Here is a 15,035-nt window from a genome sequence, read left to right on the forward strand (position 1 = left end):
CGTTACACAAGAATTAGGAGATAATTCAGAGACTGTTAGTTGTTTGGCGTTGGATAGAGATAGCAAGCTTCATTCATAAGAAAAAAAGGGTGAGCAGAATATTTTGTTGGCTCCTTTTTGTCATCAGTTGGACTTATTTCAAAAAACGATTAGATAGCTATTAACTAAGTGTTTTTAGCTTGCTACGAGGTTCATCTTCACGATTTCTTCAATAAAAAGGCGTAGACAAAGGGAAACCTTCTATACTATTCTTAGAAACAAGAGAAAAAGGAGTGTTTAATAAATGAGAGTATTGATGATTGAAGACAGTATTGAACTAGCGAATACAGTAAAAGCAGGACTGGAACGGGAAAATATTTCTGTCGATGTGGCTTATACAGGTTTAGCTGGGGAAGAAAAAGCTTTTGTAAATCAATACGATGCGCTTTTGTTAGACTTAAATCTGCCGGACAAGGATGGGTTGGAAATCCTTAACTTTTTAAGAGAATCTCAGATTGAAACCCCGATTATTATTATTACTGCCAGAGATGAAATTCAGGAACGGGCGAAGGGCTTGGATTTTGGGGCGGATGATTATTTGGTAAAACCTTTTGAGCTGCTGGAGCTGAATGCTCGTTTACGGGCGATCATTCGTCGCTTTCATGGTCGAACAACGCCACAAATTACCATTGGTGATTTGGTAGTGAATCCGGTCTGTCGAGAGGTTACTTATAGTGGTAATGTCATCGAGCTGAAGCCGAAGGAGTTTGATATTTTGCTGTGTATTGCTGAGAATTATCCGGCGATTGTTCCTTTGGTGAAGATTGCGGAGCATGTCTATGATGAGGATTTTGATCCTTTTTCATCAGTTTTGCGCGTACATATGGCCCGTTTGAAAAAGAAATTAGGCGATGCGGCAGGCAAAGAATTGTTAAAAAATATTCGAACAAAGGGGTATCAATTATGCGATTAAATTTTAAGATGACGTTAGTAATGCTGGTCTTTTCGCTGCTAGTTACGGCGGTGTTGATTTCCAGCTTTGTTTTGATGCGAATCAATATCGTGCAAACAAATGTCGCTGATTCTTTAGGCGACAATTTTTTTGTGGAAAATGTGGGGCAGACTCAAATTGAGATCAGCAGTGATGAAAATTTGGCGTTTTCCAGACTGGCAGTCAGCAGTGAGACTTTGGACAGTATATACATGAAGGAATATTTTAAATATTTACCATCAATTGCTTTAGGCATTTGTGGGGTTATCTTGCTGCTGACCTTTGTGCTTTGGGCTGTTCTGCGAAAAATATATGGCTCACAGGTTTTAGCGATCACTCATGACTTGAATTTTATCGAGCAGCTGTCTCAAGGAAGTGTAAAGGATGAGGCAGTCTCCAGTGCTTTTGAGACCTTGAAGCAGAAATTTGATGGACATTTGAATGACTACAAACGTTTAAACAGCTATCTGACTCATGAACAGAAAAATGCGATTGCTATTTTGCGTACCAATCTTGAGCTGGAGGCTGCGGGACAAGCCAATCTGCAGGTTTTGGATCGCTTGACGGACAGCATTGATGATATTTTGACGTTATCCAATAATGAAGGAGATCTAACGGAAGAACTGGTGGATGTGGCGATGATCAGTGCGGAAGTTTGTGATTTATACAGACGAAATTATCAGCAGCTAAGCTTTGACTTTGATGAAGAGCTGCCGGCTTTAATTCACGGTAAGGACCGCTGGATTTACCGGGCGATTTCTAATTTAGTGGATAATGCTATTAAATATGGTGAAGGCCAGCCGATAAAAGTCTCAGTAGAAAATAAAAAAGGCAGTGTGCTGCTGAAGGTGGCCGATCAGGGTGCAGGAATTCCTAAGAAGAAACAAGCAGAAATATTTGCCCATAACTATCGGATTCAAGGCTTGAAGCAGGATGGCTATGGTATTGGGTTATCCGTCGTCTTGCATGTTTGCAGCTTGTGTAAAGGGTTTGTCTATCTGGAAAGCGAAGAGAAGAAGGGATCAACTTTTTATTTGACCTTTCCCAGTGTTTAACAGTTAACACAGAGTTAACAATTGATTTGCTAATATGTAGAGGTAGGAGGAAATGGTGATGATGTTCATCCAACATGCTTTTTTAAATCTGAAGCGGAACAAACGCAATGATTTTTTCATCGGCTTGCTTTTTTTTAGCTTATTGCTAGGCTTCTTTTGCTTGCTGCAGGTTTATGCGGCGGTGGAACATTCGCTGGTGGAAACTAAGAAACAAACCGATACGATTGTAAACGTGGAACCAGATTTTCAAAAACAAAAGCATGTCACAAATTTGAATGAAGCAGATTTACAAGCGTTAAATGAATTACCTAATGTTGAAGAAAGTACACTGATTGGCTACACGGCAGTGGAGATTTCGGGAATTACCTTGGAAGATGGAGCAAGTGTTGCGACCTTTAGTTCGGGCACTATCAGTACATCTGGGACACCTAAAGTGAGTGTGACTGCTTTGGATAACGCTTCGTTGAAAAGATATTTTCAGTCAGCAAAGAAAATAACTCTTCAAGGAGAGCTGCCTTTAGAGGAGGGAACCTGCCTGGTGACTGAACAATTTGCTAAAAGTAACAAGCTGAATCTGGGAGATGAGTTAAGCCTTGGCAACGGGAATAAAAAGCTGAAAATTGTCGGTATTTCCTCGAGCGACAACGAACCCCAGGAACTTTTAGGAGCTATTTTCGTCAATTTGCCAACCAATGAGTTTCTGGCAGATAGTACTGAGAACAGCCTCAATACTGTGACGGTGCGTTTAAAAAATCCACAGGCAGTTGGAGATTTTAAAAAAGAATTACGTAAGCAGTCAGCATTTGACCAGTATCAAGTTTACACCGACCAAGGGTATTTTCAGATTTTCGAAACCTTTATCAGTCAACAGGAATTATTGCTAAACGGTGCGATTGCTGCAGGAATCTTGAGCCTGTTCTTTATGGGCCTGTTTTACAGTCAATTATTTAAGCGTCGAGGGCCAGATATTTTCGCTCTTCGTTTGATGGGACTGCGTCCGAGTCAATTGGTTATCAGTAATATTTTGGAGATTACGTTGATTGCCTTGCTCAGTTTCGTTGTAGCTTATATCAGTGCCAGCTTTATCAGTGAGAGTTTGGTGACTAATTGGCTAAATAGCCTGCGTCAAACCAGTACAACCCAGATTCCGTTAATCACAATGAAGCATGCTGGCCTAACTGCTGCGGAAATTCGTCAATTGCTGCAGAGTAATGACAGTGCAAAATTTCTTTTACCGTATTTTGAGAGTTTCCTTTTAGTGATTGTAGGACTGACTAGCCGGATGATTTTCGTCTTTGGTCATTATTCTTTTCAGCTAAGGAGAAAAACATGAGACAGCTTTTACTGAAAAATGTCAGCTATTCGACCAACAGACCAGCAATTGAACTTATTCATCAGCTGAATGCGGAGTTTTTACCGGGCAAGGTGTACTTGATTCTAGGAAATGCACAGTCGGGTAAAACTACACTGCTCTCTTTATTGGCTGGTCTAATGACCTGTTCTGAGGGTACCATCACCTTCGATGGGCAAGACTTGGCGGAAATGAATCGAGATGATTATCGGGCTGGAAAAGTCAGTTGTCTTTTTCAATCAGGCATGCTGGTTAAGGATACACCACTGGCAAACTTGGCATTGGAGGCAATCATTGCTCAACAGGAAGTGTCAACCAGTGAGCTAAATAGGGTTCTTCAACAGGTAGGATTAACGCCAGTACAAATCAAGACGGCTGTTCATAAGCTGGATAAAAAGACTCAGCAGCTGGTGAGCTTGGCTAAACTGATGGTCAGTAAATCACCACTAGTTTTGCTGGATGAACCAGCGCAGCTTTTTTCGGAACTTAATCTAGAGGAAACTTTGGATGAGCTGTCTGATTTTTGCCGTAAACACAAAAAATGTTTGATTATTGCTTCGCAGTCGAAAAATACTGTCAAATTTGCTGATGAACTTTGGGGCTTGAATGGAGGAAAACTACTATTTATCAAAGAACAGCAGGTTATTAAAAAGGGTGGAGTAAGGTAACACTGTTCAGCGATTGAAAGGACAGCAAATGAATTATTGGAAGCGTGCATGGAGCAGTGTCAGTCGGAGAAAAGGGAAATCATTGATTCTTTTTGCCGTAATTTTTGTTTTAGGAAACGTTATTGCTGGAGCGATTGCTATTCAGCAATCCACGGGAAATGTGGAGAAGAAAATGAAGCAGCAGCTGGGAGCTACGGTGTCAGCTGAAGTGGATATGGATAAGCTGATGCAAGAAAGCGACTCAATGGCTGCCATGAAAGGTCCAGAGCCTTTGAAAGAGGATCTCATCAAAAAGATTGGCGAATCCTCTTATGTGAAGGACTATGATTACAGCTATACAAGCTATCTCACCTTGGATTCCTTTAAAACCTATCAATTAGAGCAGGAGAACGTTAGTGTCAACGGCGGCACGAACATGCTGACCTTAAGGGGCAGCAACAAAGAGGAGCCTGCTGACTTTAAAAACAAAAAAGTTAAGCTGGTAGAAGGCAGCTTCCCATCGCAGGAAGATGCAAAAAATGGTCAATCTACGGCGGTGATTTCTAAAAAAGTTGCCGATGAGAACGGCTTAAGTGTCGGTGATCAAATGGTGCTGGACACAACCTTTGTTTCGCAAAAAGAAGATGGTAGTACTGATTCTCAGGAATCATTGAAGCATTCGGTTAAAATTGTGGGTCTTTTTGAACCCATTAAATTAGATAAAAAGAAAAACGATGGCAAAGGTGGCGGGATTCAACAGCAATTCATGGAAATGGATCAGTTCAATACAGCGTACATGCCTAATAAGTTAGTGAAATCCATTGGCCAAGCTGAGTTTGAGAAAGGCAAAGAAATCGATCCATCCGCCTATGAAGATTCTGACAGTTCGGAACAAATCACACCAATCTATACCTTGAAAAGTCCAGATGATGTCGAAGCCTTCAAGGAAGAAATGAGTACCATGCTGCCGGAGGGCTATAAAGCAACAGCCTCTACCGATGAGTTTGATAAGGTAGGTGCTAGTGTGAAGAAGCTGTCAACGATTTCTGGTTATGTCGTTTTGCTATCGATTGTAGCGTCATTACTGATTATTTCCTTAGTAGTCGTTCTGTTTCTGCGTGATAGAAAGCATGAATGGGGCATTTATCTTTCCTTAGGTGAGCGTCGTAAAAATATTATGCGTCAGGTTGTGATGGAGCTATTAGTCATTAGTATGGTAGCGATGTGTCTGTCCTTAGTTACTGGGAATTTCTTAGGTAAACTAATTTCAGAATCCTTAGTTTCCAGCGATGCCCTAGCCGAGGTCCAAAGCGGGGCAGGCAACCAGATGATTATGGCTGGTGGTCAAAGTCTAGGCTCCGGTTTGACGACTGATGACGTTATCAGCAACTATGAAGTGAAGTTTTCTTTGTCCTACATTGTTACGTTTCTATTCTCGGGATTAGCGACTGTACTGCTGTCAGCTGTTTTACCGCTGACCTATGTAATGCGTCTAAACCCTAAGAAAATTATGATGTAGGAGGAATTCAGGATGACAATTTTAAAAGCAAAAAATGTTAGCTATTTTTATCAAGATGGAGACCAAAAACGGATTATCTTAAAGGATACCTCCATTAACTTTGAGCAGGGACAATTTTATACTATTTTAGGCGATTCAGGCTCAGGAAAAACAACCTTTTTATCACTGATTAGTGCTTTGGATGAACCAAAGGCCGGGCAAATTCTTTATCGTGATAAAAACATCAAGGAAATCGGCTACGATGAGTATCGTAGAGATGATATTAGCATCATTTTTCAAAATTACAACTTGGTTCCGTATCTGACTGCTTTGGAAAATGTTTTGGTAGCTATGACAATTACTGATAATAAATTGCCAGCATCTCAAAATGAGGTAGCTTACAATCTATTGGATTATATTGGCATTACCAAAACTAAGGCGGATCGATTAGTGACACAGCTTTCAGGGGGAGAGCAGCAACGGGTAGCGATTGCTCGGGCGTTATCAACCAATGTGGATATCATTTTGGCGGATGAGCCCACAGGAAACTTGGATGAGGAGATGGAGCAGGAAATTGTGGATATCTTCAAGGATTTGGCCTTCACTCACAATAAATGTGTGATTGTGGTTACCCATTCCAAGGAAATCGCCAAGCAATCGGACAAAACCTTCTTTCTAAAACAAGGCGAGTTGATCAGCTATGAGTGATTTTCTCTCTAATTTTAACGGCAACAACTATAAAAAAACCGACAAGCCCTCTTCTGAAGAGTCAAAGCCAACATCCCCCAAGCAGCCTTCGGAACCAGTCAAGGAGGAGCCGGAACAATCGGCGCTTTCAGAGGAACCAAAAATTGAGAGCCGTCGTCAAAAGACTGAAATTACTGAGATAGACGATACCTATCAAGCCAAGCAAAAGAAGAAAAAAAGACGGATTATTTTTGGAGTGATTGTCGCTGTAATCCTCTGTATGATTGCTTATTACCGGGTCAGTCATGTAAAAATGCCCAACTTTGCGGATAAGCCTTTGTCTGAAGCTCGGGTGTGGGCAACTGAAAACAAAATGCAGGTGAATACAAAACAGGAATTTTCACTGAAGAAGGAAGCCAACACTGTTTTATCCCAATCTCAGAAAGCGGGCAGCCAAGTAAAAAAAGGTGGCAAGCTCCAACTGACTACCAGCAAAGGACCGGATCCAGAGCAACAGCTGAAGCTGCCGGATTTTTCAACCTTAAGCAAGCAGCAGGCGGAAAACTGGATTAAGGAAAATCAGGCAACAAATATTTCCTTAATCGAGGAGTATAGTGATACAGCTGAGAAAGGAAAGTATCTCAATTTTGAGATTGCCAATCCAGAGGTAACCAACAAAAATTATCGACGCAAGGATGCTGCAAAGGTCTTCTATTCAAAAGGAAAAGAAACCTATAAGAAGAATATTTCAGTCCCTGATTTTATTCGTAAATCCCGTGGGGAAGTAGAAACCTGGGCAAAAACGAACGAGATCAATGTAACCTACGAAGAAGCGACCTCCAACGATGTACCTGCGGACAGCATTGTTTCGCAAAATCTTTCGAAGGACGAAAAAATTGCGAAAAAGGATGCCATGACAGTAGTTGTGTCATTAGGCAAAGGGTTCACTATTCCTAATTTTGCAGACTACAGTTTAGAAGATGCAGCCAATGCGGTCGAAGGTGTTCAAGTTCAAGCGAAAGGAATTTACACAAACAACCTGCCGTATGGTCAGCTAGTTTCCCAAAGTGTTGCTGCTGGGACAGTATTAAACGCCAAAAGTGATTTGCGCGTTCAAGTGTTGTATTCATTGGGACAGCCGTACCTAAAAGATTTAAGAGGAACGACTGTTGAAGGAGATTTACAAAAATACTTTTACAATGAGTTCCAATCTAAAGGAGCCAATATCAATTATGTCATCCGTCATGTGGATTCTGATCAGCCGAAGGGAACTGTGGTGGGCATGAGCACTCGCAATGTTTACCTGCCACTGGACTATACGGTTTCACTGGATATTAGTTTAGGAAATTTAGGCTCAGCTGATAGTATTCCTAATGGGAACAACCAGCAGCAAGGCGGAGGCGACAATGCCGAGGAAGGCAGTCAAGGACAGGAATAAATCTGTTTATAGTCTTAACAGCAGAATGCTAGTAATTATAAAAAGAGTGATCATCGTTTACGTTATTCTCAGCGATGGTTACTCTTTTTTTGTCACAAACCTCTTGAAATTCGGATTCTTAGCTATAGAGAAGCGCTAGAAAGTTTATTGTCTTTTTATTGTGTTTAGCTAAAAAAGCATGTGTTTTTTAGTTATAATTAAAAGAAGGACAAGGAGGATGCGTTTGGGGAAGAAATTTAAACTATTTGAAAAGGGAATCAGTTCTTTAATTGATTTTTTGTTAGCGCTTTTAATCATTGTGGTAATGATTGTAATGGGAGAAGCGATCTTTACGATCATTACCCATGTTATTCCGCTGGCTTCAATGGAGGAATTGTCGATTTTAATTGAAGAAGTCGCTACATTGTTTATTTTGCTGGAAATTATTTTGATGCTGCTGCGCTATGTTAAGGAGGGCCATCATATTCCGGTTCGCTACTTGATTTTGATTAGTATTACAGCGATTCTGCGGGAGCTGTTGTTGGCTCAGGGAGAGGGCGTTGAAACTTTATTTTTGGCGTTGTCAATCTTAGTTCTGGTGTTTGTATTATTTGTACTGGAAAGAATCAAAGCCTTCCACAAATCCGATAGCGAATTGTGAAAGGCTTGGGTTAAGCTGTTGGCGTGTCATCAGTCAAAGGAATTCCGATAACAAAGGAGGTTCCTGCATTTGAACTGGTAACTGAAAGCAGCCAGTCGTTCTTCTTGATAATCGAAGAAACGATGAATAGACCAAGTCCAGTACCACCACTAGCCGTTTTCGTTGTAAAGAAAGGCGTGAAGATTTTGTCTTCAATTTCTTTAGGAATACCTGGTCCATTGTCGGTAATCTGGATTAAGGCAAAATCTTTGGTGCTGTAAGCTAGCGAATGCTTCTGAAATTGTTGGCTTTCCTGTTCATCTGCGCGCTTAACCAAAACATTAATCACTGTATTGGCTTTGCGGGCTTGATAGGCATTGGTTAACAGATTGTATAAAATGACCTGCAGCTCTTCTTTTTCAAAGCAGCTGTTGCCAGTAGTCTGCTGCTGAAAGGTCAATCTTACTTTTTTAGGAATTAAGATCCGCATCGTTTCGATTGCTTCGGCAACGGCTGCGGTAATATTGACAGTCTCCTTTGTGTTGGAGGCCAGCTTGGAAAAACGCAAAACATTGGTTGAAAGTTTTTGCCCCCGTTCTGCTGCATGGTAGACTTCCTGCAAATCGTCAATTAATGCTTGGTTTTGCTGGTGCTCTTCGATCATTAATTCTAAATTACCAATCATCGGAGTTAAGAAATTATTCATATCATGAACAATCGAAGTAGTCAGCAGGCCAATGGTTTCCAGCTTGGATTCCTGCAGCATGCTTTTTTCCAAGGAATGCCGCTCATTCATTAGCTTTTGCCGTTCCAGCAGCCGCAGGTTTTCCAAGTAGCTTTGGTTGCGCCGTGAATAGCTTCGCAGACTAAAGGTCAGAAGTAAAATTGTAGCCAGCAGAATACACAGCAAGCCTAAAATGATTAGACTTTCTTGAATTGCTACGCCATTTTGTTCATAAAAATCAGAGTTGGTGGCGACAATCCATTTGGCTTTTCCAACGGTAATCCAGCGATAGGCGGTCAGCTTGAGTACCCGAGTGGGGTCTTTTTTATCCCACCAATAGGAATGATAACTCATGGTTCCATCAGAGTTAGCTAATTGAGTCTTTTCCAAGCGTTCGAGATCGGTATAATCAAGGTTGGGGTATTTTTTTTGGCGATCTTCCACAATCGACAGACTAATTTGTTCATTGGAAGGGTGCATTACGACCTTCATATCCTGATTTTTGATCATGGTATAGCCGCTGAATTGATCATCTGCATCTAGAGTTGAAAGATATAATTGTTCCAAATCTAGAGGAAGCACAAGTAGAGCGATCGGTTGATTTTGATTATTTTTGATTACCCGATACAGATTTAAGTATGATTTTTCTTTTTCAAAATAGCTGCTTCCATTTTGATCCACCTGACCGTTTAAAGCTTGAGAGAAAGACGGGTCTTTTTTTAAAAAGGCCGGAAACTCAGTCTGAGGTTCAAAGGTTTGTTTATCAAAAGACTTGCCGTCCAACAGGTTTCCCTGAGTATCCAGCAGGTAGAGACCGACAATAGCGGAGGATTTATTGCTTAAGCTTTTCTCGATTTGTTCGGTCTTGCTTAATTCCAGCGGTGTATTATCGAAAAAGACATTGGAAGCATAATCCTCCAATGATAAGGAATAAGATTCAATTTCTAATGTTAGGATATTAATTGCAAAATCGTTTATTTTAATTAGCTGATCAGTTCCCATTTTCAGTGCATGCTTCTGTGTACTGCGATAGGTAGTCGCCGTCACGACAATCCCAATAATTGTTAAGCAGAGGATGCTGATTAGGCTGATACTCAACCATTTATTTGAAGGTTTATCCATAAATGATCCTTTCCGAAAAAAAGAATTATCCACCCATTATTAGGAGGAACTAATGTGAGAAACGAAAAGATTTTGGTTGTAGACGACGATTCAGCCATTCGGCGTTTAATTTGGAAATCATTACAATCAACCGGTATTTTAATTTATCAAAGCGACTCGGTAGAAAAAACCGTCGATATCATGAGTCGTGTAAAGTTTGATCTGTTTATTCTGGACATCAGTCTGGAGCATGACAATGACGGCTATCATCTGGCACAGCTGATTAGAGAACAGGATCAGGTAGTGCCTATCATTTTTCTTAGCGGTAAGAAGAATGAAGAGGATATTATCAACGGGCTGGAAGTAGGAGCAGATTACTATATTACCAAGCCTTTTTCACCGAATTTGTTGAAGGCCCAGGTTGTATCAACTCTTGACCGCGGCAAAATCATTAAGAATCACCAGATTACTGAAAAGAACAATGAGATCATTGAAGGGGACTTTCGCTTTGACCGTAGTCGTTATCAGCTGTACAAAAAAGATGAGCCGATCAAGCTGTCTTCAAAGGAAATCAAGCTTATTCAGTTCTTCATGGAGAATCCCGATCAGGTTTTCTCCAAAGAGCAAATTTACCATAGTGTCTGGGGCGATGGCGAAATGGATGCCAATACGATCATGGTGTTCATTAACCATCTGCGCAATAAGATGGAGGACGACCCTAAGGATGCTCAATACATCAAGACAATTTGGGGCTTAGGCTACACCTTTTTACCAAATGGTGAGTAAAACAACCCCTCCAGCTGAGCAAAATAAATTCCTAGAGACAGTAAGTCAGCTGAGCCGCCGGGACTAAGATAACGTTTCGTCAACAGTGTATCATAATTTATGAGTTCATTAAGCAATTCTTTTTCTGAAAGAGCTGCTTGATGAATTTTTTTGCTTTCTTTGCGAACGGTATCTAAGGCTGCGGTTCCACCACGATGCAATAAATTGCTGTCCTCAACTTCACTCATTAAGTAGATCAAACTCCGCAATAGTAGGATATCCGTCTTCTCTGTCTGATTCGCGCGCAGATAAGGCAGCAGGTAATTTGCTAAGGCAGGGTATCCGGCGGCTGCTTCGCCGCGAATGCCAGTGCTGCCCTTTTCTAGATACAAGTGTTCACCATAAGAAAGGTGTTTCTTCCTATTTAAATGTTGGAAATCTTGTACTAACAAGGGTTTAGTTAATTCACTAGCCAGCTTTAGAATCGCTTGTGTATCAACGGGTGAGAAGGGCAGTGTCATATCTGGTTTTTCTTGAAGATACATGCCAGCAGCTCCCAGCAAAACAGCAAAGGAAAAATTAGCACCTTTATGGGTATTAATCCCATTGGTTGCTGTCAGCATGGCCTTCTCAGCTAAGCTGCCGGTTTGTCGCAGCTGATTAAAGAGATCCGGCAGTGTTCCTCTATGATGATAGCCTAATTCAAAATATTCTTGCAGGAATGGACGCAGGCTAACGATACTGTGAATAAAGGTGGTGAAATCCATGTCGTTGTGAGCACCGTTAGTTCTTCGATCTACTAATCCCGGTTTTGGTGTCAAAGCTACCTCAAGCCACAGTGCTTTTTCGGCGCAGCTGACAATAGCTGTTTCTAGATTAGTCAATTTTTCGCCGCTCCATTTCCGTTAAAATGAATTTCAGTGAGCGCTCTAAATGCTCATGAGTAATTAACGTAATTTGTTCAACATTATTTGTTTTCATCCCGCGATAAATTAACCAGTGCTCCTTCAAGGCCTGTTCCCGGCGATTGGAGGATCGAATAGCAATGTCGCGAAAATAGACAAGATAAGCCTGCAGATTCAGTACAATTGATTTCAGGCGGGGCATCTGACTTTTTTCATAAATAAATGCATTAAAGTCAGAAAAATTCTTTAGAACTTCTTCTACTTTGTCTTCCTGATTCAACTGTTCACCGTACTTCAGAAGCTCCCTTAATTCGGCAAAATCAGCTTCGGTCATACTTTCCATCGCTTTGATAGTAGCCATTGTATCCAAGGCTTTGCGTATATCATAAATTTCGTAGGCATCCTTAATACTGATTCCCTTCACAACGATGCCAATTCTTGGTACATGCTCCACCAATTGTTCCTTCACTAATTGAGTCATTGCATAGCGGATGGGGGTGCGGCTGATATTCAGTACTTCAGAGAATTCTTTTTCGTTGATTCTTGCTCCAGCTGGGATTTCTCCTAAAATAATCGTTTTCCGAAATGCTTCGTAAATCAGTACTTTCAATGTTTTATTTTGGGTTAGATCCAAATTTTTGCGAATGGCTTCTACGTAAGGACTCATGATTTTCTTCCTTTCAGTTAGCATAAGATAAAACAGGAAAAGCAAGGCCAGAAATCCGGCCTTGCAGGTTTTCTTATTGAGGAACATATAGCGGCATGTAACCAAATAGCACTAAGGTAACAATAAAAATCAGGAAGATACCTAAGGCATATTTAGCTGATTCTTTTTGCCATTGCCCCATGTCTAAACCTGTTAGACGCAGCAGTAAATAAATGAACGCTACTAATGGACTCAGCAGATGGAACGCTTGTCCCATCAAAGAAGCTAGAGCCATTTGCATATTGGTGAAACCGTAAGCACGTCCTGCTTCCGCCAAAACTGGCAAGACCCCAAAGTAGAACCCATCATTAGAGATGAAGAAGGTGCCGGGTGCTGAAATCAAGGCGATTACTAAGCCCCAGAAGCCAGCTAATTGTTTAGGGATAATCGTGGTGAAGCTGTTAGCCAAAGCAGTTGCCATCCCTGAACCTTGGAACAAGCCCATGAATACACCGGCTGCAAATACGAGGATAACTACTTGCACAGCATCGCCGCCGTTTGCACCGATTCGAGCAGACTGCTGCTTCAGTACTGGGTAATTTACCATTAATGCGATACACGTACCAACTAAGAACAACAAAAGTGGTGGCAGACCGATTGGCTCATAGAATGATCCAGCTACTAACCAGGCGATCAAACCGATAGTCAAAATACCGTTAAAGATAAAGTTTTTTGGACGACGAATTTCTAAAGTTTCTGGATCAGTTACCGTAGTCATTTCGTCAATTTCAGCATCTGATAATTCAGTGATCCCTAAGCGGGCACGCTCCTGTTTACCCATCCGACGGGCAACAAACAAGATTACATAAAGAATGGACAATACCATCCCTGGTGCTAAATAGCTCAAAATGTCAGCATCTACTTCTAGTACGGCCATAGCACGAGCAGTTGGACCACCCCACGGCAGCAGGTTCATAATAGTGTTTTGCAGGATGACTAAGACACCTAGGTTCATCATTTTCATATTTAGTTTTTTATAAATCGGAATAAAAGCTGAACAGCAGATCAGGGTCGTAGTTGTTCCATCACCATTCAATGAAACCGCAGCTGCAACGACTGCAGTTGCCATCAAGACCTTCATTGGATCGCCCTTAGCAAAGTGAATCATTTTCTTTGTGACTGGATCGAATAACCCCGCATCCAACATAATAGAGAAATATAAAATAGCAAAAAGCAGCATAATCCCTGTAGTGGAGGTAGTACTGATCCCTTCTAAGACAAACTCCCCGATATTTCCTTTCTCGGCTACCCCAGTCGCCATGGCAATCAAAGTGAAGATTAATGGAATGACCACCAATGAGGTAAATGGGGACATTTTCTTTTTCATGATTACAAACATAAAGACAATAATCATTAAATAAGACAATACAGTTAATAACATTTTTTCCCTTCCTTTCTCATATGAAGCTAAAAAACCTTTTAGTTTGTAAGCGTTGACAACCCTTGGCGATAAAAAACCAATTTTTTATTTCAAATAATACTAGTGTTATTTATCGTTGGTGTGTAACCGCTTAGCACCTATAGAATAATCAATTCTTGCAATACAAAAAAGAGCCCTAAGACAAAAAGAACAGGAAAAGAACAATTATTATCTAATAGTCTTAGCGATTGCTTAACAAGATATTAATAGAATCTTAACGCTGTATAAATGTTGTTAAATCAACGTTTTTGTAGGTTTTTCTCTCTTTCTTTTATAAAAGGAACAACGAAAGAACAATAATCGGGGATTTAAGACTATCCAATTACCCAGCAAATCATTTAATCTGGACTCAAGCAAATAAAGTTGGAAAGGAGATTGACGTGTCTTTATTCGATAAGTTTTTTAAAAAGGATAAAACTGGAAAAACAAATCAACCGACTGCTAAGAGCGTGGACAAAGAATCACCTGCCAAAGATAACGAAGTATGGGAAGAGCTGCCGGGATTTATCGACACTGATTCAAAGGACTATCAGCTCGTTAGTCTAATTGCGACTGCGATTGCGACTGGCGATCAGCCCGACAGTCAATTTGTAGTGAAACGGATTTTGAAGCGGAACCCTGAGGCAAAGCAAGTATCGCTGATTGTCGCCAGCATTGCTGCAGGAGCTCATCCAGAAAGTCAGCTAAGCATTCGGAAAATTTCAAAGAGAAAGTAATTAGGAGGAAGAACATGTTACGTAAATTTAAAATCTCAATTGATGGTCAGGAATATTTAGTAGAAATGGAGGAAATCGGTGGGGTTCCACAGGCTGCACCTGCTGCACCAGCAGCTCCGGCGCCCGTGGCTGAACCAGTTCAAGCGGCCGCCGCACCTTTAGAAGAAGCACCGACCGTACCTGCCGCTTCATCCGCTCCAGCTGGTGCGGATGCGCTGACTGCTCCAATGCCGGGAGCTATTTTGAAGGTCTTGGTGAATGTAGGGGATGCCGTAAAGCAAAACCAGCCATTGATGATTTTGGAAGCGATGAAGATGGAAAATGAAATTGTTGCCAGCAGTGACGGCACAGTTACCGGTATCCACGTACAACCAGGCGATGTCGTAAATCCAGGCGATCCTTTGATCACAGTCGGTTAAGAAATAAATATGGA

At 41.2% G+C, this 15,035-nt stretch carries 15 protein-coding genes; 11 read left to right on the plus strand and 4 right to left on the minus strand.

Going from position 1 to position 15,035, the window contains the following annotated elements; all coding sequences use genetic code 11:
• The first annotated feature begins 283 nt into the window (after nt 1–283).
• The 8 genes from IGI49_RS18350 (at nt 284) to IGI49_RS18385 (ending at nt 8,286) form a co-directional block, all read left to right on the plus strand.
• Complete coding sequence (locus tag IGI49_RS18350) at nt 284–952, plus strand: response regulator transcription factor (protein ID WP_207701468.1); 669 nt, start codon at nt 284–286, stop codon at nt 950–952.
• Nucleotides 943–2,025, plus strand: a complete 1,083-nt coding sequence (locus tag IGI49_RS18355; RefSeq protein WP_429962878.1) for a sensor histidine kinase — start codon at nt 943–945, stop codon at nt 2,023–2,025. Before IGI49_RS18350 ends, IGI49_RS18355 begins: the two co-directional genes overlap by 10 nt.
• Before the next feature lie 58 nt (nt 2,026–2,083).
• Nucleotides 2,084–3,358 carry an ABC transporter permease gene (locus IGI49_RS18360; protein ID WP_429962879.1) on the plus strand — a complete coding sequence of 425 codons (1,275 nt, stop codon included), beginning with the start codon at nt 2,084–2,086 and terminating at the stop codon, nt 3,356–3,358.
• On the plus strand, nt 3,355–4,044 hold the full coding sequence (locus tag IGI49_RS18365; protein ID WP_429962880.1) for an ATP-binding cassette domain-containing protein: 690 nt from the start codon (nt 3,355–3,357) through the stop codon (nt 4,042–4,044). The genes IGI49_RS18360 and IGI49_RS18365 overlap by 4 nt, the downstream gene beginning before the upstream one ends.
• Nucleotides 4,045–4,072: 28 nt before the next feature.
• Complete coding sequence (locus tag IGI49_RS18370) at nt 4,073–5,542, plus strand: ABC transporter permease (protein ID WP_429962881.1); 1,470 nt, start codon at nt 4,073–4,075, stop codon at nt 5,540–5,542.
• A gap of 12 nt (nt 5,543–5,554) precedes the next feature.
• Entirely contained in the window at nt 5,555–6,229 is a 675-nt protein-coding gene (locus IGI49_RS18375; protein ID WP_207701473.1) for an ABC transporter ATP-binding protein, read from the plus strand.
• Nucleotides 6,222–7,646, plus strand: a complete 1,425-nt coding sequence (locus IGI49_RS18380) for a PASTA domain-containing protein (protein WP_429962882.1) — start codon at nt 6,222–6,224, stop codon at nt 7,644–7,646. Before IGI49_RS18375 ends, IGI49_RS18380 begins: the two co-directional genes overlap by 8 nt.
• 217 nt (nt 7,647–7,863) lie before the next feature.
• Nucleotides 7,864–8,286, plus strand: coding sequence for a phosphate-starvation-inducible PsiE family protein (locus tag IGI49_RS18385; protein ID WP_429962883.1), 423 nt, complete (start codon nt 7,864–7,866; stop codon nt 8,284–8,286).
• 10 nt (nt 8,287–8,296) lie between these two features.
• On the opposite strand, the gene IGI49_RS18390 is transcribed toward IGI49_RS18385, so the two are convergent.
• Entirely contained in the window at nt 8,297–10,111 is a 1,815-nt protein-coding gene (locus IGI49_RS18390; RefSeq protein WP_429962884.1) for a sensor histidine kinase, read from the minus strand.
• 54 nt (nt 10,112–10,165) lie between these two features.
• Here IGI49_RS18390 and IGI49_RS18395 point away from each other — a divergent pair, with 54 nt between their 5' ends.
• Nucleotides 10,166–10,876: a winged helix-turn-helix domain-containing protein gene (locus tag IGI49_RS18395; protein ID WP_207701477.1), complete on the plus strand. Its 711-nt coding sequence runs from the start codon at nt 10,166–10,168 to the stop codon at nt 10,874–10,876.
• On the opposite strand, the gene citG is transcribed toward IGI49_RS18395, so the two are convergent.
• The 3 genes from citG to IGI49_RS18410 form a co-directional block, all read right to left on the minus strand.
• Nucleotides 10,849–11,739 (minus strand): triphosphoribosyl-dephospho-CoA synthase CitG, encoded by an 891-nt coding sequence (gene citG / locus IGI49_RS18400; protein ID WP_429962885.1) that lies wholly within the window; start codon nt 11,737–11,739, stop codon nt 10,849–10,851. The genes IGI49_RS18395 and citG overlap by 28 nt on opposite strands.
• The gene (locus IGI49_RS18405; RefSeq protein WP_207701479.1) at nt 11,732–12,427 is read right to left on the minus strand and encodes a GntR family transcriptional regulator; all 696 of its coding nucleotides are present in this window, start codon (nt 12,425–12,427) and stop codon (nt 11,732–11,734) included. The genes citG and IGI49_RS18405 overlap by 8 nt, the downstream gene beginning before the upstream one ends.
• 73 nt (nt 12,428–12,500) lie before the next feature.
• On the minus strand, nt 12,501–13,847 hold the full coding sequence (locus IGI49_RS18410; RefSeq protein WP_207701480.1) for a CitMHS family transporter: 1,347 nt from the start codon (nt 13,845–13,847) through the stop codon (nt 12,501–12,503).
• Nucleotides 13,848–14,266: 419 nt separating this feature from the next.
• Here IGI49_RS18410 and IGI49_RS18415 point away from each other — a divergent pair, with 419 nt between their 5' ends.
• A complete protein-coding gene (locus IGI49_RS18415; RefSeq protein ID WP_429962886.1) occupies nt 14,267–14,602 on the plus strand; it encodes a hypothetical protein in 336 nt (111 codons plus the stop codon).
• Nucleotides 14,603–14,616: 14 nt separating this feature from the next.
• Entirely contained in the window at nt 14,617–15,021 is a 405-nt protein-coding gene (locus tag IGI49_RS18420; protein WP_429962887.1) for an acetyl-CoA carboxylase biotin carboxyl carrier protein subunit, read from the plus strand.
• The last annotated feature ends 14 nt before the right edge of the window (nt 15,022–15,035 follow it).

This window comes from Enterococcus sp. AZ071 (genome assembly GCF_050499065.1).
Taxonomy (GTDB): domain Bacteria; phylum Bacillota; class Bacilli; order Lactobacillales; family Enterococcaceae; genus Enterococcus_A; species Enterococcus_A ferrettii.